General features: G+C 70.6%; 20 protein-coding genes. 10 read left to right on the top strand and 10 right to left on the bottom strand.

Annotated features, from left to right (window positions below; all coding sequences use genetic code 11):
* Window positions 1–59 precede the first annotated feature (59 nt).
* Window positions 60–542 carry an SRPBCC family protein gene (locus tag ABZS64_RS10260; RefSeq protein WP_355825909.1) on the top strand — a complete coding sequence of 161 codons (483 nt, stop codon included), beginning with the start codon at window positions 60–62 and terminating at the stop codon, window positions 540–542.
* A gap of 4 nt (window positions 543–546) precedes the next feature.
* On the opposite strand, the gene ABZS64_RS10255 is transcribed toward ABZS64_RS10260, so the two are convergent.
* Window positions 547–1,680 (bottom strand): PLP-dependent cysteine synthase family protein, encoded by a 1,134-nt coding sequence (locus tag ABZS64_RS10255; RefSeq protein WP_355825906.1) that lies wholly within the window; start codon window positions 1,678–1,680, stop codon window positions 547–549.
* A gap of 200 nt (window positions 1,681–1,880) precedes the next feature.
* Between ABZS64_RS10255 and ABZS64_RS10250 the strand changes: the two genes are divergently transcribed.
* Together ABZS64_RS10250 and ABZS64_RS10245 are read left to right on the top strand one after the other, a co-directional pair.
* Window positions 1,881–2,204 carry a hypothetical protein gene (locus ABZS64_RS10250; RefSeq protein ID WP_355825904.1) on the top strand — a complete coding sequence of 108 codons (324 nt, stop codon included), beginning with the start codon at window positions 1,881–1,883 and terminating at the stop codon, window positions 2,202–2,204.
* A 178-nt stretch (window positions 2,205–2,382) separates the two neighbouring features.
* Entirely contained in the window at window positions 2,383–2,898 is a 516-nt protein-coding gene (locus ABZS64_RS10245) for an ATP-binding protein (protein ID WP_355825901.1), read from the top strand.
* A 121-nt stretch (window positions 2,899–3,019) separates the two neighbouring features.
* On the opposite strand, the gene ABZS64_RS10240 is transcribed toward ABZS64_RS10245, so the two are convergent.
* The 3 genes from ABZS64_RS10240 to ABZS64_RS10230 are packed head-to-tail and all read right to left on the bottom strand — an operon-like array spanning window position 3,020 to window position 6,638.
* Window positions 3,020–5,590, bottom strand: coding sequence for an FtsX-like permease family protein (locus ABZS64_RS10240; RefSeq protein WP_355825899.1), 2,571 nt, complete (start codon window positions 5,588–5,590; stop codon window positions 3,020–3,022).
* Window positions 5,587–6,348, bottom strand: a complete 762-nt coding sequence (locus ABZS64_RS10235; protein WP_355825896.1) for an ABC transporter ATP-binding protein — start codon at window positions 6,346–6,348, stop codon at window positions 5,587–5,589. Before ABZS64_RS10235 ends, ABZS64_RS10240 begins: the two co-directional genes overlap by 4 nt.
* Window positions 6,345–6,638 (bottom strand): SHOCT domain-containing protein, encoded by a 294-nt coding sequence (locus ABZS64_RS10230; RefSeq protein ID WP_355825894.1) that lies wholly within the window; start codon window positions 6,636–6,638, stop codon window positions 6,345–6,347. Before ABZS64_RS10230 ends, ABZS64_RS10235 begins: the two co-directional genes overlap by 4 nt.
* A gap of 174 nt (window positions 6,639–6,812) precedes the next feature.
* Between ABZS64_RS10230 and ABZS64_RS10225 the strand changes: the two genes are divergently transcribed.
* Both ABZS64_RS10225 and ABZS64_RS10220 read left to right on the top strand, forming a co-directional pair.
* Entirely contained in the window at window positions 6,813–7,394 is a 582-nt protein-coding gene (locus ABZS64_RS10225; protein WP_355825891.1) for a TetR/AcrR family transcriptional regulator, read from the top strand.
* On the top strand, window positions 7,394–7,975 hold the full coding sequence (locus ABZS64_RS10220; RefSeq protein ID WP_355825888.1) for a DUF4865 family protein: 582 nt from the start codon (window positions 7,394–7,396) through the stop codon (window positions 7,973–7,975). The genes ABZS64_RS10225 and ABZS64_RS10220 overlap by 1 nt, the downstream gene beginning before the upstream one ends.
* 264 nt (window positions 7,976–8,239) lie before the next feature.
* Here the strand turns inward: ABZS64_RS10220 and ABZS64_RS10215 are convergent, their stop codons facing one another.
* A complete protein-coding gene (locus ABZS64_RS10215; RefSeq protein ID WP_355825885.1) occupies window positions 8,240–9,091 on the bottom strand; it encodes a YhjD/YihY/BrkB family envelope integrity protein in 852 nt (283 codons plus the stop codon).
* Between the two features lie 272 nt (window positions 9,092–9,363).
* Window positions 9,364–10,578, bottom strand: coding sequence for an ROK family protein (locus ABZS64_RS10210; protein WP_355825882.1), 1,215 nt, complete (start codon window positions 10,576–10,578; stop codon window positions 9,364–9,366).
* A gap of 76 nt (window positions 10,579–10,654) precedes the next feature.
* On the opposite strand from ABZS64_RS10210, the gene ABZS64_RS10205 reads away from it, so the two are divergent.
* The 3 genes from ABZS64_RS10205 (at window position 10,655) to ABZS64_RS10195 (ending at window position 13,055) form a co-directional block, all read left to right on the top strand.
* On the top strand, window positions 10,655–11,875 hold the full coding sequence (locus ABZS64_RS10205) for an MFS transporter (protein ID WP_355825879.1): 1,221 nt from the start codon (window positions 10,655–10,657) through the stop codon (window positions 11,873–11,875).
* 72 nt (window positions 11,876–11,947) lie between these two features.
* Entirely contained in the window at window positions 11,948–12,295 is a 348-nt protein-coding gene (locus ABZS64_RS10200) for a hypothetical protein (protein ID WP_355825877.1), read from the top strand.
* 22 nt (window positions 12,296–12,317) lie between these two features.
* On the top strand, window positions 12,318–13,055 hold the full coding sequence (locus ABZS64_RS10195) for a maleylpyruvate isomerase family mycothiol-dependent enzyme (RefSeq protein WP_355825874.1): 738 nt from the start codon (window positions 12,318–12,320) through the stop codon (window positions 13,053–13,055).
* 6 nt (window positions 13,056–13,061) lie between these two features.
* Here ABZS64_RS10195 and ABZS64_RS10190 read toward each other — a convergent pair whose 3' ends face one another.
* The gene (locus ABZS64_RS10190; protein WP_355825871.1) at window positions 13,062–13,463 is read right to left on the bottom strand and encodes a MarR family transcriptional regulator; all 402 of its coding nucleotides are present in this window, start codon (window positions 13,461–13,463) and stop codon (window positions 13,062–13,064) included.
* A gap of 87 nt (window positions 13,464–13,550) precedes the next feature.
* Between ABZS64_RS10190 and ABZS64_RS10185 the strand changes: the two genes are divergently transcribed.
* Both ABZS64_RS10185 and ABZS64_RS10180 read left to right on the top strand, forming a co-directional pair.
* On the top strand, window positions 13,551–15,032 hold the full coding sequence (locus tag ABZS64_RS10185; protein ID WP_355825868.1) for an MFS transporter: 1,482 nt from the start codon (window positions 13,551–13,553) through the stop codon (window positions 15,030–15,032).
* A 74-nt stretch (window positions 15,033–15,106) separates the two neighbouring features.
* The gene (locus ABZS64_RS10180) at window positions 15,107–15,391 is read left to right on the top strand and encodes a DUF6332 family protein (protein WP_355825865.1); all 285 of its coding nucleotides are present in this window, start codon (window positions 15,107–15,109) and stop codon (window positions 15,389–15,391) included.
* Here the strand turns inward: ABZS64_RS10180 and ABZS64_RS10175 are convergent.
* The 3 genes from ABZS64_RS10175 to ABZS64_RS10165 all read right to left on the bottom strand — a co-directional run bounded on the left by ABZS64_RS10175 (window position 15,352) and on the right by ABZS64_RS10165 (window position 18,038).
* On the bottom strand, window positions 15,352–16,017 hold the full coding sequence (locus ABZS64_RS10175) for a response regulator transcription factor (RefSeq protein WP_355825862.1): 666 nt from the start codon (window positions 16,015–16,017) through the stop codon (window positions 15,352–15,354). The two genes, ABZS64_RS10180 and ABZS64_RS10175, sit on opposite strands and share 40 nt — an antisense overlap.
* Entirely contained in the window at window positions 16,014–17,249 is a 1,236-nt protein-coding gene (locus ABZS64_RS10170) for a sensor histidine kinase (protein WP_355825859.1), read from the bottom strand. Before ABZS64_RS10170 ends, ABZS64_RS10175 begins: the two co-directional genes overlap by 4 nt.
* Window positions 17,250–17,327: 78 nt before the next feature.
* A complete protein-coding gene (locus tag ABZS64_RS10165) occupies window positions 17,328–18,038 on the bottom strand; it encodes a TetR/AcrR family transcriptional regulator (protein WP_355825856.1) in 711 nt (236 codons plus the stop codon).
* Between the last annotated feature and the right edge of the window lie 7 nt (window positions 18,039–18,045).

Below are 18,045 nucleotides of genomic sequence, written 5' to 3'. Positions count from 1 at the left end.
CTGACGCACTGTCAGCTATGGTGTGCGGCTCCAGCCCTCTCCGCCGGAGGTACGGTCCCATGGCACGCCGACTGAGCCCCGTGGAACTCGACTTCGTCGAGTCCGCACCGCTGCGCCTGGTCTTCTCGGCCGAGGTCTCGGCCTCGCCGAAGGCGGTCTACGAGGCGCTCGCCGAGGATGTCGAGGGCCTGCCCTCCTGGTTCGACGCCGTCACCTCCGCCACACCGACGCACGGGGGCGCGGGCCGCGAGGTCAGGCTCAGGGGTGGGGTCTTCTTCGCCGAGACGATCCTGGCCACCGACCCCGACGAGCGCTATGCGTATCGCGTCGACCGGACCAACGCCCCTGGCCTGCGCGCCCTGCTGGAGGAGTGGCGGCTCACGCCCAATGCTTCCGGCACCCGCGTGCAGTGGACCTTCGCGGTGGACGCCCCGGCGGCGATGCGCGTCCTACTGAAGCTCGGCCGCGCGGGCCTGGGGGCGTCCTTCCGGGGCGCGGTGCGCAATCTGGACCGCAAACTCGCCCGCTCCGCCACGCAGTGAGAGATCAGCGGGGCCACTCCCCCGTGGCCAGGAACTGTTCGATCGTCGCCGCGTACGGGGCGATGTCCAGGCCCTGCTCGGCCAGCCAGGTGTCGGAGTAGTACTTGTCGAGGTAGCGGTCACCCGGGTCGCAGAGCAGAGTGACCACGCTGCCCTTGCGGCCCTCGGCCACCATCTCGGCGATGATCTTCAGCGAGCTCCACAGACCGGTGCCGGTCGAGCCGCCCGCCCTGCGGCCGATGGCCTTCTCCAGGGCCCGCACGGCGGCGATACTCGCCGCGTCGGGCACCTTCATCATCCGGTCGATGGCGCCGGGCACGAAGCTCGGCTCCATGCGGGGCCGTCCGATGCCCTCGATACGGGAGCCGCAGTCGCTGCTTGCGCCCGGGTCGCCCTTGGTCCAGCCCTCGAAGAAACAGGAGTTCTCCGGGTCGGGGACGCAGATCAGGGTGTCGTGCTGCATGTAGTGCACATAGCGGGCGATGGTCGCCGAGGTACCGCCGGTGCCGGCGGTCGCCACGATCCACGTCGGGTCGGGATAGCGCTCCAACCGCAGCTGCTGGTAGATCGATTCGGCAATGTTGTTGTTGCCGCGCCAGTCGGTGGCCCGCTCCGCGTAGGTGAACTGGTCCATGTAGTGGCCGCCCGTGCGCTCCGCGAGGGAGGCCGACTCCTCGTACATCTTCCGCGAGTCGTCCACGAAGTGGCACTGCCCGCCGTGGAATTCGATCAGTCGGATCTTCTCGGGGCTGGTCGTGCGCGGCATCACCGCGATGAAGGGGACGCCGATCAGCTTGGCGAAGTACGCCTCGGAGACCGCGGTCGAGCCGCTGGAGGCCTCGATGACCGGTTTGCCCGGCCGGATCCAGCCATTGCACAGGCCGTAGAGGAACAGCGACCGCGCGAGGCGGTGCTTGAGGCTGCCGGTCGGATGGGTGGACTCGTCCTTGAGGTAGAGGTCGATTCCCCACTCCTCGGGCAGCGGGAAACGCAGCAGATGCGTGTCGGCGGAGCGGTTCGCATCGGCCTGGACCTTGCGTACTGCTTCCTTCAGCCATGCCCGGTACTGCGGATCGCTGCGGTCCACATCGACGGTCGCCATCGCCTCGCCCGTCACTGACTTCCCACTGGTGCTCATCCGTGCCGTTCCTCGCCTTGTCCAATCCGGTCCCCACTCGCCACAGTAAGCCCCTCACCTGCACAAACGTTCACTTTGGGGATCCATAGGGGTCACTTGCAGGCCAGGAGCCGACCCTGCCTTCGGTCACGTACTGGTGAACCCGGCCTGAGTTGTGCAGACTTGCCACCAGGAAAAGGTGCGAAGGGGGCGGAGACTCGATGGCGATGGCAGAGCCCGAATTCAGCGCTACGGGCGTGCGGATCGAGCGGTGGCCGCGCTCGCTCACGAGGGCCGGACAAGTGCTGATCAAGGACGGCAGGCTGGCGCTGCTCACCAGCTACGGCCGGGTGATCGCGAGCGCACCGGTGCGCGCGGTCAGGGCGGGTAAGCCCTGGTTCGCCGACGACGCGAGCACGATCGCGACGCTGAACGGCAAGAGGTACCGGCTCACTATGGGGCAGCGCGACCACAGGCCGGAGGGCCGGGCGCTGGCCGGACGCTTCCTGGAGGCCGTGCGCGGCGCGGGCGGCGCCAGGAGCTGAGAGTACCCGCCCGGGTGCTGCGAGTTGCGGGACCGTCGTCACTGGTTCACGCTTGTCTCACGTCACTCAGGGTTTACCGGCGGTCACGCTGTGATCCAGCCCGCCGGACACATCAGCAGCCAGCCAACTGCTGGATCCGATCCTTCGTCTTCCGGACCTCATTCGGGGAGTCGCAGCCGTGATCAGCCAGCCAAGCAGGCACTGCACGGTGGAGCTCCAGGCCCTGCCGTCGCGGATCGGTCAGGTCCGCAGAATCATCTCGGCGCAACTGCGCTACTGGCATCTCGATCCTTTGATCGACCAGGCGGCGCTCGGCGTCACCGAGTTGCTGACCAATGTCCACCGCCATGCCCAACCCGACAAAATGTGCACCGTCGAGATCGAGTTGCTGCTCGACCGGCTCACGGTCTCGGTCCATGACCACGATCCACGTCTTCCGGCCGTGCGGGACGCCGATGCTCTGGCCACCTCCGGCCGTGGGCTCTCGCTGATAGCGGCGGTGAGCGAAAGCTGGGGCGTACGGCCCAAGGGCGACACCGGGAAGATCGTCTGGTTCACGCTCTCGGCGCCCTCGCCCGCGGTGGCTCTGCCGACGTATCCGATGGTGTACGGAGCGACGACGGACGGCCCGTTCGCCGAGACACAGGACGGTGTGCGCGAACGCGCAACGGCGCGCTCGACCGTGGCACGCTGATCGCGAGCGCCGGACCGGCTCGCTGTGTTTGCCGTCAAGCGCCGGACGGGCTTGCTGTGTTCTGCCCTTGAGCGCCGGACGGGCTTTCAAGCCCGTCCGGCGCTCAAGGGCAACGCTCGGACTACTCCGTGGCGATGGCGCGCAGCACATCCAGGCGTGCCGCGCGGCGCGCGGGCCGCCAGCCCGCGACCGCACCGGCCACCAGGCCGACCATCGCGACCACCAGGAGCTGCACCGGCGGTACGGCGAACGCGAAGGCGGTGTCGCCCGCGCCTTCGGACGCCTTGACGAGCACCCAGCCGAGCAGTCCGCCCAGCGCCAGGCCGCCTGCCGTGCCGAACGCGGCGACCAGCACCGACTCGTAGCGGACCATGGAGCGCAGCTGCCTCCTGGTCTGTCCGACGGCCCGCAACAGACCCAGTTCCCTGGTGCGTTCGTGGATCGCCAGGGTGAGGGTGTTGGCGATGCCGAGCAACGCGATCACGACGGCGAGCGCGAGCAGGGCGTAGACCAGGGTGAGCATCATGTCGATGGCTCCGGCCGCACTCTGCGCGTACTCGCCGCGGGTCTGCACCTCGGGATTGCCGTACGCAGCCGCGGTCTTCTCCACCGCGGCCTTGCCGTCGGCGGCGGACACACCGTCCTTGAAAGTGACGGCGATCAGGGTGTCGGAGTCCTGCCCCCGGTGCGGTGCCCAGGCCTGGCGGGTGATGACATAGTCGCCCGCCAGCTCCGACTGCTCGAAGACGGCGCGGACCGTGAAGGTCTGCTTCTTGCCGTCGGTGAAGGCGAGTTCGGCGGTGGATCCGGGCTTCCAGCCCTTCTTGCCGGCCTCGGTGTCCGCGACGGCCAGGCCATTGGTGCCCAGATCGGCGAGCGAGCCCTGCACGGTGCCGAGATCGAAGGACGTGCCGAGCGCCACCGGGTCTGTGACGGTCAGCTGGCGCCCCGCGCCGTCGACTTCCGCGACGCCCTTGCCGAGGCCGACCGCGGTCTGCACCTCGGGCTGCGCGGCGATGGCCGGGGCGAGCTTCGGGCTGAGCCCGCTGCCGCCGGCGCCGAAGGACGGCGCGCTGACGGCGACATCACCCGCGAAGGACCGGGAGACCGTCTGGTCCATGGTCGCCTTCAGCGAGGCGCCGAAGACGGTGAACAGGGAAACGACGGCAACGCCGATCATCAGCGCGGTCGCGGTGGCGGCGGTGCGCTTGGGGCTGCGCAGGGCGTTGCGCTTGGCCAGGCTGCCTGAGACACCGCGAAGCCGGTCGAGCGGCCCGCCCAGGATCCGTACCGCGTACGAGGACGCCACCGGACCGAGCACCACGAAGGCGGCCAGGGCCAGCACTGCGCCCGCCGCCGCGAGCCAGATGGACGGGCTGACGACGGCTCCGACCAGGATCATGCCGATTCCCGCCAGTGCCACGCCCGTACCGACGTACGCACGCTGCTTGGAGGCAGCGGAGTCGTCCACGGCCGTCTCGCGCAGCGCGGCCAGCGGTGCGGTGCGCCCGGCGCGGACGGCGGGCATCAGCGCGGAGCCGAGGCACACGATCATGCCGACGGCGAGCGGCAGCACGATCGAGACACCGCTGATCACCAGGTTGCCGTCCGGGAAGGGGAAGCCGATGACCGGGAAGAGCGCCTGGAGTCCGGCGGCGATACCGATGCCGCCGAGCAGTCCGGCCGTGGACGCGACCAGCGCGACGACGGCCGCCTCGACGAGCGTCGAACCGACGACCTGACGGCGCGATGCGCCGAGCGCGCGCAGCAGCGCGTTCTCACGGGTGCGCTGGGCGATGACGATCGCGAACGTGTTGTAGATGGAGAAGGTCGCGACGAGCAGCACGATGCCGGAGAAGACCAGCAGGAGTGTGGTGAACAGATTCAGGAACTGACCGGAGATCATGTCCTGGTTCTCTTCGGTGGACTCCTGCCCGGTGATCGCCTCTACTCCCTTGGGGAGTACGGGCGTCAGCGCGTCGACGAGCTCCTGCTGACTGGTGCCGGGACCGGCCCGCACCTGGATGGACGCCGCCTCGCCCGGCTTCGGGGTGAGGTACTTCTCGGCGTCGGCCAGGGTCATGCCGGTGAAGGTGACCTGACCCATCCCGTCCTCGCCGCCGAAGGTGGCAAGTCCGACGACGGTGACCTTCACCGGGTCGGGTGTGCGCAGCACGGTCTGGTCGCCGATCTTCAGCCCGCCCTTGTCTGCCGTACCGCGGTTGATCACGACTTCGCCGCTTTTCGCCGGGGCACGTCCTTCGGCGAGCTGGTACGGGTTGAGCTCCGGGTCGGCGATCCAGTTGCCGGCGAGGGTGGGCGGGCCCTGACCGCCGATGGCCTTGCCGTTGGATCCGACGAGCTGTCCGGCGCCCTGGATGCTGGGCTCGGCGGCGGCGACGCCCGGGGTCTTCTCGATCCTGGACACGAGGTCGGTCTGCACGGGCTGCCTGGTGCCCTGACCCTCGCCGGAGACGGTGACGACGTTGGAGCTGCGGACGACGGCGTCCGTGCCGCCGTTGGCGCTGGCGAACATGGTGTCGAAGCTGCCGCGCAGTGTGTCGCCCATGATGAGGGTGCCCGCGAGGAAGGCCACGCCGAGCAGTACGGCGGTGAAGGTGCCTGCGAAGCGCCGTTTGTGGGCGCGCAGGGAGTTGAGGCTGATGCGCAGCGAGGCGCGGCTGCCGCTCATGTCGTCGCCCCCTTGGCGTCGAAGGCCTTGAGACGGTCCAGGACGCGCTCGGCGGTCGGGGCCTCCATCCGGTCGACGAGCCGTCCGTCGGCGAGGAAGACGACCTCGTCGGCGTGGGCTGCGGCGACCGGGTCATGGGTGACCATCACGACCGTACGGTCCGTCTGGCGCACCGCCCGGCCCAGCAGCCGCAGCACCTCTTCGCCCGAGCGGGAGTCGAGATTGCCGGTGGGCTCGTCGGCGAAGACCACGTCGGGCCGGCCGGCGAAGGCGCGGGCCACGGCGACGCGCTGCTGCTGACCGCCGGAGAGCTCGCTCGGCCGGTGGTGCAACCGGTCGCGCAGTCCGACGGTGTCGATGAGGGCGTCGAGCCACTCACCCTCGGCCCGCTCCCCCGCCAGGTCCATGGGGAGCGTGATGTTCTCGGCGACGGTGAGGGTGGGGATGAGGTTGAAGGCCTGGAAGACGAAGCCGATGCGCTCGCGCCGCAGCAGGGTGAGCTTGCGGTCGTCGAGCGCGCTCAGATCGGTGTCGCCGATGAGGGCTGAGCCCGAGGTGAGCGTGTCGAGCCCCGCGGCGCAGTGCATCAGCGTGGACTTGCCGGAGCCCGAGGGCCCCATGATCGCGGTGAAGCGGCCGACCGGGAAGTCGACACTCACCCCGTCCAGGGCCCTCACTTCGGTGTCGCCCTTGCCGTAGACCTTCACGGCGTCGACGACGCGGGCGGCGACACGGGTCAGGGTGGCGGTGGTGGTCATGCCGCACCGTCCTTGCCCGCCGTGCGGCCGAACTGCTCGTCCAGGACGGACAGTCGGCGCCAGTATTCGTCCTCGTCGATCTCACCGGAGGCGAAGCGGCGCCCGATGATCGCGATGGGCGAGTTCTCGCCGTAGGCCGCGCGGGTGCCCTGCCAGGGGCCGGGGCCGCGGCGGCCGCGCCAGATACCGGTGCGGCGCAGGACGGTGACGACGCCGACGACGACGGCCGCCCAGATCAGCGGGAAGAAGAGAATCCACGGGCCGGGCCCGTCGTACGCCAGGGTGTTCATCTCGGTTCAGCTCCTCGGTGGCGATGGTGGTGCGTGGTTCCTTGTCGCTTCCGAGGCTCCCGCCGACAGGGGGTCGAAGTCGTCGTACGGCCAGCGGCACTGCGCGTACCACCCCGGGAGTACGCAGGGCTTTCGCGACTGCTCCCGACCGCCCTGGATTCTGTACCTACTAGTATGTACAGTGCCTCCATGAGCACTCCCGAGCGGCTGATCGAGGCCACCCGTGAGCTGCTGTGGGAGCGCGGATATGTGGGCACCAGCCCCAAGGCGATCCAGCAGCAGGCGGGCGCCGGCCAGGGCAGCATGTACCACCACTTCACGGGCAAGCCCGATCTGGCACTGGCGGCGATCCGGCGCACGGCCGAGGAGATGCGCGCGAGCGCGGATGCGGCACTGGGCGTCGAGGGGACGGCCTACGAGCGGATCAGCGCGTATCTGCTGCGCGAGCGCGATGTGCTGCGCGGCTGCCCGGTCGGACGGCTGACGATGGACCCGGACGTCATCGCCAGCGACGAGCTGCGCGCCCCCGTCGACGAGACGCTCGACTGGCTGCGGGGCCGACTCGCTGCGATCGTCCAGGAGGGCCTGGACCGGGGCGAGTTGAGCACCGCGCTGGTACCCGCCGAGATCGCGGCAACGATCGTCGCGACCGTGCAGGGCGGCTATGTGCTGGCCCGGGCCTCCGGCTCCACGGCCGTCTTCGACGCGGGCGTGAGGGGCCTGCTCACCCTGCTGCGGACCAACGGGAGCGACTGATGCATGCGATGCAGTACGAGATCACCCTGCCCGCCGACTACGACATGGGGATCATCCGTGAGCGGGTCGCGACGAGGGGGCATCTCCTCGACGACTTCCCCGGGCTGGGCCTCAAGGCGTATCTGATGCGCGAGCGCGCCGACGGCTCGCCGGTGAACCAGTACGCGCCGTTCTATCTGTGGGCCGCGCCCGAAGGCATGAACGGCTTCCTGTGGGGGCCCGGATTCCAGGGCATCGTGAACGACTTCGGACGGCCTGTCGTACAGCACTGGACGGGCCTGGCCTACGAGGAGGGGCCCGCATCCGGAGCCGTGCCGCAGGCCGCTACCCGCCGTCGGGTACGCCTGCGGGAGTACGAAGCGCCCGCCGCAGCCGTGGAACGGGCGCTGGAGGAGCATCGAGGACTCGCGAGCTCGGAGGGTGCGGTGGCGGCCGCCGCAGCCATCGATCCCCGGAACTGGGAACTGCTGCACTTCGCGCTCTGGGCCAAGGACGCGCCCGAGGCGGCCGGCGATGCCTTCCAGGTCCTGCATCTGTCGGCCCCGCAGCGGCCCGAACTGCCCCGGGGTCGGCACTGGTGAGCCATGCGCCTTCGCAGCCGAGTGGGCCTAGGGCCTGTCGTTTGGATCAGGCCGGATCAGTGAACGGCCCGCCGCGGAACGGCTGATGTCACTGCGGTGCGTGCGATCGCAAGGCGGAGGAAGGAGCCGACGCGGAGCGTCGGCGACTGACGACAACGCAGCGTGGGGGCACCTCCCGTGCCCGAAGGGCTACGGGGGAGTGCGTGCCAGGGCACGCGAACCCGGCAAGATCGGCCGGACAGGGTCTAGGGGGAAAGACACCCTCTAGACCGGTTCTGCCGTCTCGCGTTCCAGCTGTCGCCGTACGCGCTCTTCGTGGAACAGGCGTCCCACCAGCGCGCCGCCGTAGACCACGAAGCCCACGCCGACCAGCCAGGACTGGATGACGAGCACCGTCCCGAACGGGCCGAAGGTGACGGCGTTCGAGGCGATCAGCGGCGAGAAGACGAGCTGCGAGAAGACCCGCAGGCCCAGCATGCCCACGGCCGTGGCCACCGCCCCGGGCAGCAGCGCCCGCCAGCGGACCCGGCCGCCGAGCAGCACCCGCTGGGAGAGCCAGAAGAACAGGATGGTGCCGATCAGGTCGGCGACGGCGCCGAGCACGGTGACCGGGATCGATTCCTCCGACAGGGGCGTGTTGACGAAGGCCAGGAGGCCGAAGATGAGCAGGGCCAGCCACACGACATGCCGCCACATGGTGTGCCAGCGGGCGGTCGGCAGATCCCAGACCTTCTCGTAACCCGTCTGTACGGCCGAGCCGAAGGTCAGACCGAAGACTGCGAGCGCGGCGAGACCGAACGCGGTCGTGCGCTGCAACGCCTCACCCGGCGATGCGAACAGCCGCTCGACCTCGTCCTGGGAGGCTGCCGAGACCCCCAGCGCCTGGCTCAGCCAGCGGGCGAATCCCTGTCCGCTCGCCGGGTCGGCCGCCGCGACGACGATCAGCAGCGGGACGAGCGTCAGAAAGCCCAGTGCGGCGAAGCCCATCGCACGATGCATCAGCTCCATCTCGCGGCCGCGGTTCCAGGCCAGCCCGACGGGTGACGCAAGAATCCTGCGGCGCAGGTCGTGGAGCCGGTGCGCGTGTGGAGCCGCGCCGGAGGGCTTGTGGGTCATAGGTCGTCGACTACCCGGAAGTGCGCCGCCACGCGTCCATCGTGCCCCCGGACGGGTGTTCCCGCCCGTGCGGCCGGCAGGTCGTGCATCCCGCTGCGCGCCATGGCCGGGTCCGCCCGTGCCCGCGGCCGCCGTCTGATCCCCGTCCCCGCTCAGGGCGTCGTCGTGGGCGATCCGATTGCGCCTCAGCACCGTCCGCATGGCCATCTCCGCTGTCGTATGGCTGGCCGCCGAAGTTCTCCTGCGTGCCGGCCACCCTACGACCACGGGGGTCAGCCGAGCGCCCCCAGCGGGTCGTCGAGGACCGGCTGCCATGCCAACTCGGCAGCTCCCACCAGGCTGTTGTGATCCAGCGTGCAGGCCAGGATCGGCACGCCGCCGCTGCGCCCCCACAGGCTGCGGTCGGCCACCACGGCGCGCAGCCGCTCGGGGTCGGCGTCGAGCAGTTCGCGGTGCAGCCCGCCGAGGATGATGCGGTCGGGGTTGAGGATATTGACAAGACCGGCGAGCCCGAGGCCGAGGCGGTCGATGAGCTCCTCGCCCGCGTTTCGTACGGCCGGGTCGTCGTACTCCGTACGCAGCAGCTCCCGGCACTGCTGGAGCAGCGAGACCTCGGGCCCGGGGTCGCGTCCCGCGGCCGTGAGGAAGGCGAGCGGATCGGCCTCGACATCGAGGCACCCGCGGCTGCCGCAGTGGCAGGGGCGTCCCTCGGGGTTGACGGTGAGGTGGCCGACTTCGAGCGCGAGGCCGGAACTGCCGGTGTGCAGACGGCCGTCGAGGACCAGCGCCCCGCCGACGCCGCGGTGGCCGGTGGCGACGCAGAGCAGGTGCTGGGCACCGCGGCCCGCGCCGTGCCGGTGTTCGGCGAGGGCTGCGAGGTTGACATCGTTGCCGGTGAACGCGGGCCCCTGGATGCCCGCGGCGCGGACCTGCTCGGCGAAGATGTCGCGGACGGGGGCCCCGGCAGGCCAGGCGAGGTGGAGCGGATTGAGGGCGGTGCCTTCCGGTTCGGCGACGGCCGAGGGCACGGCGAGGCCCGCGCCCACACACCGCCTGCCGCTCTCGCGGAGCAGGGCGGCGCCCGCGTCGACGACCTCGCCGAGCACCTGGGCCGGGTCTTCGGAGACGGTGACGCAGCCGGGTGCGGTGGCGACGGTACGGCCGCCGAGTCCGACGAGCGCGGCGCGGAAGCCGTCGGCGTGCACTTGGGCGGCGAGGACGACAGGGCCCGCATCGTTGACGGCGAGCCGGTGGGAGGGGCGGCCCTGGGAGCCGGCGGCGGCGCCGGGCCTGGAGTCGACCCGGATCAAACCGAGCGCTACGAGTTCCGCGGCCACCGCGCCGGCGGTGGCGCGAGTGACGCCGAGTTCGGCGGTGAGTACGGCGCGGGTGGGCGCGCGGCCCGTATGAACCAGTTCCAGCGCGGGGCCGAGAGCACCACGGCCCCTCTCCAGCCTCGTTTTGATCGTTGTCGCCTTGCCGTTCATGCAGGCGAGTCTCCCATGATCCGGAGGCTGAGCAGCCGCCTTGTACGGATCGGGCTCCGGGCCCTATCCTGACTTTGTGCCGCTACTAAACAAACCACGGACGGCCGTTCCCGGGGGACCCGGCGGAATCACCGCCTCAGCCTCCCTGTCCCGCCTCCGCACCGCGCTGACCGTGTTCTTCGCGCTCGACGGCTTCCTCTTCGCCGGCTGGGTTGTCCGCATCCCCGCGATCAAGGAGCAGACCGGATCGTCGGCGAGCGATCTGGGGCTCGCCCTGCTCGGCGTCTCAGCGGGTGCGGTGGTGACGATGACGCTGACCGGGCGCCTCTGCCGCCGCTACGGCAGCCATCCGGTGACGGTCGTCAGCGGCGCCCTGATGTCGCTGAGCATCGCCCTTCCGCCGCTGACGCATTCGGCGCTCGCGCTCGGTCTTGTGCTGCTGGTCTTCGGGGCCGCGTACGGCGGGGTCAATGTCGCCATGAACAGCGCGGCGGTGGATCTGGTCGCGGCCATGCGGCGGCCGGTGATGCCCAGCTTCCACGCGGCGTTCAGCCTCGGCGGCATGATCGGCGCGGGTCTGGGCGGACTCGTCGCGGGCGGCCTCTCCCCCACCGCGCATCTGCTCACCCTCACCGTGATCGGCCTGCTGGTCACCGGCGTCGCGGGACCCGTCCTGCTGCGCCACCCGGCGCCCGTCGCCGACCGGGCGAAGAAGGAGCGGGCACCGAGCAGGCTGAAGGGGCGTACGCGCCGGATCGTCGTCCTCTTCGGCGTGATCGCGCTCTGCACGGCGTACGGAGAAGGCGCGATGGCCGACTGGGGCGCGCTCCACCTCGAACAGGACCTGCACGCCCACCCGGGCATCGCCGCCGCCGGTTACTCCCTCTTCGCGCTCGCCATGACCGCAGGCCGCCTCTCCGGCACGGCGCTGCTCGAACGGCTCGGCCAGACCCGCACGCTCGTCGCGGGCGGCACCACCGCGGCGGCCGGAATGCTGCTCGGCGCGCTCGCGCCCACGGCGTGGCTCGCTCTGCTCGGCTTCGCGGTGACCGGCCTGGGTCTCGCGAACATCTTCCCGGTCGCGGTGGCCAGGGCGGGCGCACTCGCCGGACCCGGCGGGGTCGCGGCGGCGTCGACGCTCGGATACGGCGGGATGCTGCTGGGCCCGCCCGCGATCGGTTTCCTCGCCGACTGGTTCTCGCTGCCCGTGGCCCTGACGACCGTGGCCGCCCTCGCCGGTGGGGCGGCCCTGATCGGGTACACGGCACGAAAGGTGTCCGTACCCCAGGGCGGCTGAGTACGCCTACTCAGGCCGATCCGCCGTCCCGGGCGGACCATGGGAACAACGTCGCCCATGCGGGAGAACACCATGACATCGGAACGGCTCGGCACACTGACGCGGCTCACCTTCGGCAATCGCGCCTCCCAGGTGTATCTGGCGCTCGTCGCGGTCGCGACGCTCTACGTCACGATCGACACCGTCTTCGTCCACCACGAGGACGCCTCGTTCGCCGGTATATGGCTCTTCCTGCTGGCCTCACCGATGATGTTCGTCTTCCTGATGGCCGGTGAACTCTTCGGCGACGCGGTCATCGGGTCCGCGCCGTTCCTGTACACCGCGCTGGTGGTGTCCGTACTGGTGCAGTCGCTCGCGCTCGGACTCTTCGTACGACTGCTCCGCGGAAGGCCGCACTCCGCGCACCCCCAGGGCGTGTGAGCGCGGTGGCACAATCGGCGGCATGGAGACCGACCGGCTGATCAAGTTCCTTGTACGGGAGGGCCAGTTGCTGGCCGCGGCCGCCGTCGAAGCGGGACCCGAAGCACCGGTGCCGGCCTTCCCGGGCCGGCAGGTGCGGGATCTGCTCCGGCACATCGGCACGGTCCACCGCTGGGCGACCGCCTTCATCACCGAGGGCCGGACGCACTACCGCCCCGCCGACGAGCAGACCGAGCTCGACGGGGACGAGCTCGTGGAGTGGTTCCGGGAGGGTCACGGTCTGCTGGTGGCTGCGCTGAGCGAGGCGCCTGCCGATGTGGAGTGCTGGACCTTTCTGCCCGCGCCGTCGCCGCTCGCCTTCTGGGCGCGGCGGCAGGCGCACGAGACGGCGTTGTACCGAACGGACATCGAGTCCGCGGCGGCGGGCAAGCCCGGCCCGGTCGCGCCTGATTTCGCCGCGGACGGCATCGCCGAGCTGCTGACCGGTTTTCACGGCCGAAGCCGACTGCGCTCCGAGGCACCCCGCGCCCTTCGCGTACGGCCCCTCGACACGGACGACGTATGGACCGTGTGGATATCGACGGACACGCCCCGCGCAGAGCCCATGGAAGAGGGGCCCGCGGACTGCGAGTTGAGCGGCACAGCGGAGCAGCTCTATCTGACACTGTGGAACCGGCTGCCGCTGAGCGCCGTTTCCGTCACGGGCGACACGGAGCTCGCGAAGCTGTGGCGTGAGCAGTCCGCCCTCACCGAGCCGTAGATCCGCCTACGCGGACGGGCGCGGCAGCATCCTGGAGAGCACCGCGCGCTGCAACGGCTGCACCTCGGCATGGCGGGCCCGGCCCGCTTCCGTGAGCGCGACCCGCACACCGCGCCGGTCCTCGCTGCACATCCCGCGGGTGACCAGGCCGTCCTTCTCCAGCCGGGCGACCAGCCGCGACAGCGCGCTCTGGCTCAGATGGACGCGGGACGCGAGCTCCTGCACCCGGAACGAACAGTCGCCGTCGTCCCCGGTCTCTTCGGCGAGCACATCGAGGACCTCGAAGTCACTGGCGCCGAGCCCGTGTTGATGGAGCTCGCGGTCGAGCTCGCAGATCGTACGGGCATGCAGCGCGAGGACGTCACGCCACTCATCCACGAGCGCTCGCTCGGACTTCTTCGCCGCCATGACCGCACGTTAGCAGAAAAGACGGACTTTGTTGCATCGGAATTAAATGCAGTTGCATTCAATGCATGTGCATGTACTGTCCTACCCATGACCTCTCCGCTCACCGAACCCGTAGCGCAGGAACGCTGGAGCCCTCGACTGTGGGGCACTCTGCTCGTGCTCTGCGCGGCGATGTTCCTCGACGCCCTCGACGTATCAATGGTCGGCGTCGCCCTGCCTTCGATCGGGACCGATCTCGATCTCTCCACCTCGACCCTGCAGTGGATCGTCAGCGGCTACATCCTCGGATACGGCGGCCTGCTGCTGCTCGGCGGCCGCGCCGCCGACCTCCTCGGCCGGCGCCGGGTGTTCCTGATCGCGCTTGCCGTCTTCGCACTCGCCTCGCTTCTCGGCGGGCTCGTCGACTCCGGGCCGCTGCTGATCGCCAGTCGCTTCATCAAGGGTCTGAGCGCCGCGTTCACCGCGCCCGCCGGACTCTCCATCATCACCACGACCTTCAAGGAAGGCCCGCAGCGCAACCGCGCGCTGGCCATCTACACCACCTGCGCCGCCACCGGCTTCTCCATGGGTCTGGTGCTGTCCGGGCTGCTCACCGAGGTGAGCTGGCGCCTGACGATGCTGCTGCCCGCACCCATCGCGCTGCTCGCCCTGCTGGTCGGCATCAAGCTGATCCCGCAGAGCAGCCGCGAGGACTCCGGGAAGGGCTACGACCTGCCGGGGGCCGTCACCGGCACGGCCTCGATGCTGCTGCTCGTCTTCACCGTCGTCCAGGCCCCCGAAGCGGGCTGGGCCTCGGCACGCACCCTGCTGTCCTTCCTGGCCGTGGCCGTGCTGCTCACCGTCTTCATCACCATCGAACGGCGCAGCTCGCACCCCCTGATCCGGCTGGGTGTACTGCGCTCGGGCAGCCAGATACGGGCCAATCTCGGCGCGGCCTTCTTCTTCGGCTCGTACGTCGGGTTCCAGTTCCTCGTCACGCAGTACATGCAGTCCCTGCTCGGCTGGTCGGCGCTGCAGACGGCGCTGGCCTTCCTTCCGGCCGGAGCGCTGGTGGCGATCTCCTCGACGAAGATCGGCTCGGTCGTGGACCGCTTCGGCACGCCCCGCGTGATCGCGGCCGGCTTCAGCCTGCTGGTGATCGCGTATGCGCTCTTCCTCCAGATCGACCTCTCGCCGACCTACGCCGCCGTGATCCTGCCGTCGATGCTGCTGCTCGGCGCGGCCTGCGCCCTGGTCTTCCCCTCGCTCAACATCCAGGCCACCAGCGGCGTGGAGGACCACGAGCAGGGCATGGTCTCGGGCCTGCTGAACACCTCGATCCAGGTCGGCGGGGCGATCTTCCTCGCCGTCGTCACCGCGGTCATCACGGCGGGAGGCGGCACGGACCGCTCTCCGCAGGCGGTGCTCGACAGCTTCAGGCCGGGCCTCGTGGTGGTCACCGCGATCGCGGCGGCCGGGCTGCTGATCACGCTGACCGGGCTGCGCCGCGCCCGCACCAGCGGACCGACCGTCCTGGTGGCGAAGTCCGTGCCGGAGACGGAGCCGGAGCGGGTGACGGTCGGCGACTGACCGGCACCGTGCTCAAGGGGGCGGCGGCGACGGGAGTTCTTGCCCGTCGGCCGCCGCCCTGTGACACTCCGTACATGGGGAGACGGACACAGGCGGAGCGCGACGCGGTCACGGTCGAGATCGGCTACGCACTGGCCAGCGCCTTCGTGGTCGGGGGGCTGACCTTCCTGGCGATCGCCGGACCGATGATGGTGATCCCCATGTCGTCCGCGGCCGAGCGCGGACTGGTCGCCGCAGGCACCGTGGCCGGCCTGCTCGTCTTCGCGGTGCGCGTGGTGTACGTGCTGTGGCGCTTTCCCGGTAGGGCGGTCAAGCCCGGTCAGCCGAGCCAGCCGGGGCGTACCAAGCCCGACTCATAGGCCAGCACGACCAGTTGGGCCCGGTCGCGGGCACCGAGCTTCACCATCGTGCGGCTCACATGCGTCTTGGCGGTGAGCGGGCTGACCACGAGCCTGCGGGCGATCTCCTGGTTCGAGAGTCCGATGCCGACCAGGGCCATCACCTCCCGCTCCCGTTCCGTGAGTTCGCCGAGCCCCTCGGCATCGGTGGGCGCCTTGGAGCGGGCCGCGAACTCCGCGATCAGACGGCGTGTCACGCCCGGGGAGAGCAGCGCGTCGCCCTCCACCACCGCCCGTACCGCACGGAGCAGTTCCTCCGGCTCGGTGTCCTTCACCAGGAAGCCCGACGCTCCGGAGCGGATCGCCTCGAAGACGTACTCGTCGAGCTCGAAGGTGGTCAGCATGACCACCTTCACTTCGCCGAGCCGCTCGTCCCCGGTGATTCTGCGGGTGGCGGCCAGGCCGTCGAGTACCGGCATCCGGATGTCCATCAGCACGACGTCGGGGCGCAGTTCGCGCACCAGTCGGACCGCCTCCTCGCCGTCGGCCGCCTCGCCCGCCACCTCGATGTCCTGCTGGGCATCGAGCAGCGCCCGGAAGCCCGCCCTCACCAGCAGCTGGTCGTCGGCGAGCAGTACGCGGATCACATCGTCTCCTTCGGCTGCACGGGGAGGTCGGCCCGTACCCGGAAGCCACCGTCCGGCCGTGGCCCCGCCTCGATCGTGCCACCCAGCGCGGCGGCCCGCTCCCGCATTCCGACGAGGCCGTTGCCGCTGCCGCCCGCGTCCGAACGGGCGGCCGGGCCTTCGTCGTCGATCCGCAGATCGAGCCGGCCCGGGGCGTACGCGATCCGCACGCGCGCGGTGCGCGATCCCGAGTGGCGTACGACATTGGTCAGGGCCTCCTGGACGATCCGGAAGGCGGCGAGATCGGTGCCCGGCGGCAGCGCTGTCCGCTCCCCCTCCGTCTCGATCTCCACCCGCAGTCCGGCGCTCGCGGCCTGTTCGACGAGTTCGGGGAGCCGGTCGAGGCCCGGGGCGGGCGCTCGCGGGGCGTCGCCCGGCGTACGGAGTGTGTCGAGGACCTGGCGCACCTCGCCCAGTGCCTCCTTGCTCGCCGCCTTGATGGTGGTGAGCGCGGTACGGGCCTGCTCCGGGTTGGTGTCGAGCAGGGCAAGGCCCACGCCCGCCTGGACGTTGATGACCGAGATGGAGTGGGCGAGTACGTCGTGCAGCTCGCGGGCGATCCGCAGCCGCTCCTCGTCGGCGCGGCGCTTCTCGGCGGCGGCGCGTTCTGCGCCTTCACGGGCCCACACCTCGCGTCGTACGCGTACGAGTTCCGAGGCCGCGAGAATCGCCACCACCCAGGCGGCGATGACCAGTTGCTGTCCCCAGGGTGCGGCCCTGTCGTGGCTGGGTGGCAGATACGCGTAGAGCCAGTGGGCGATCAGCAGATGGCAGACCCAGAGCCCGCCGACGGCCCACCAGGCGGCGCGCCGGTGCCCGGAGACGACGGCGGCGAAGGCGCCGACTGCGACGGTGAGGAAGACGGGCCCGTAGGGATAACCCGCGGCGAAGTAGACGAGCGCGGTCGCGCAGACGCCGAAGACGGAGAAGACCGGCCAGCGGTTGCGCAGCAGCAAAATCGCCGGGCCGATGAGCAGCAGCACGCGCGCGAAGGTGTCGAGCGCCTCACGATCGGGCTGGCTGTGCGCAGCGAATCCCGACCCCACCATGACGAAGACGGCCAGGACGACCGTCGACGGCCAGGGCACCCTGCCGGTGCTCCGCCGGGTGTCCCACAGACGCAACGGCGGCGGCGGTCCTCCGCCCCGTGCCCAGGAGGGACCACCGCAGAAGCGGGTGCGCTGCTCATCCATACCGGCCACGCTAGACCGGGCAGGGCTGCCCGGGCGTCAGCCGGGCGTGGTGATCACACGTACTCCCTGTGCAGTACGTCAACGCCCCCGCGGCTGCGCGTCCCGCAGTCCGATCTCGTGCGCGAGGCGGGCCACGGCATGCGCGAAGAAGGCGTCCCGGTCCTCGACGACACGGTTGAACTGGCCGAAGAGCTCGAAGGAGATCAGCCCGAAGAGCTGCGGCCAGGCGCTCACCAGGGCCACGACGACGGCGGGCGGCAGATCGGGCGCGACGGTGGCGGTGAGCCGGTGCGCTTCGGGACGCAGTTCCTCGGCGAGCGGGGGCAGCGCGATGCCGTCGGCGCGGTGGGCATCGCGGGCGATCGAGATCATTGCGAGTCCGACGCGGGAGGCGGGTCCGACGGTGTCCATGGGGGCGGAGTAGCCGGGGACGGGGGAGCCGTAGATCAGGGCGTACTCATGGGGGTGGGTGAGCGCCCAGGCTCGGACGGCCGAGCAGAGCGCGATCCAGCGGTCCGGGTGATCGTGGAGGTCGGGGGCCTTGGCCAGGGCGGTCTCGGCTGCGGCGCCGACGGCGTCGTAGGCGTCGACGATGAGGGCGGTCAGCAGCTCGTCGCGGCTGGGGAAGTAGCGGTAGAGAGCGGAGGAGACCATGCCCAGTTCGCGGGCGACGGCGCGCAGGGAGAGCTTGGCGGCGCCCTCGGCCGCAAGCTGTTTGCGGGCCTCGTCCTTGATGGCTGCGGTGACTTCGACTCGGGCCCGTTCCCTGGCCCCTCGGATCGTGGTCATGGGGTGC

It is taken from the genome of Streptomyces sp. NPDC005408 (assembly GCF_040606445.1).
Lineage (GTDB): Bacteria > Actinomycetota > Actinomycetes > Streptomycetales > Streptomycetaceae > Streptomyces.
The sequence above is the reverse complement of the archived record's forward strand: the minus strand, read 5'-3'. Positions and strand labels throughout refer to the sequence as shown.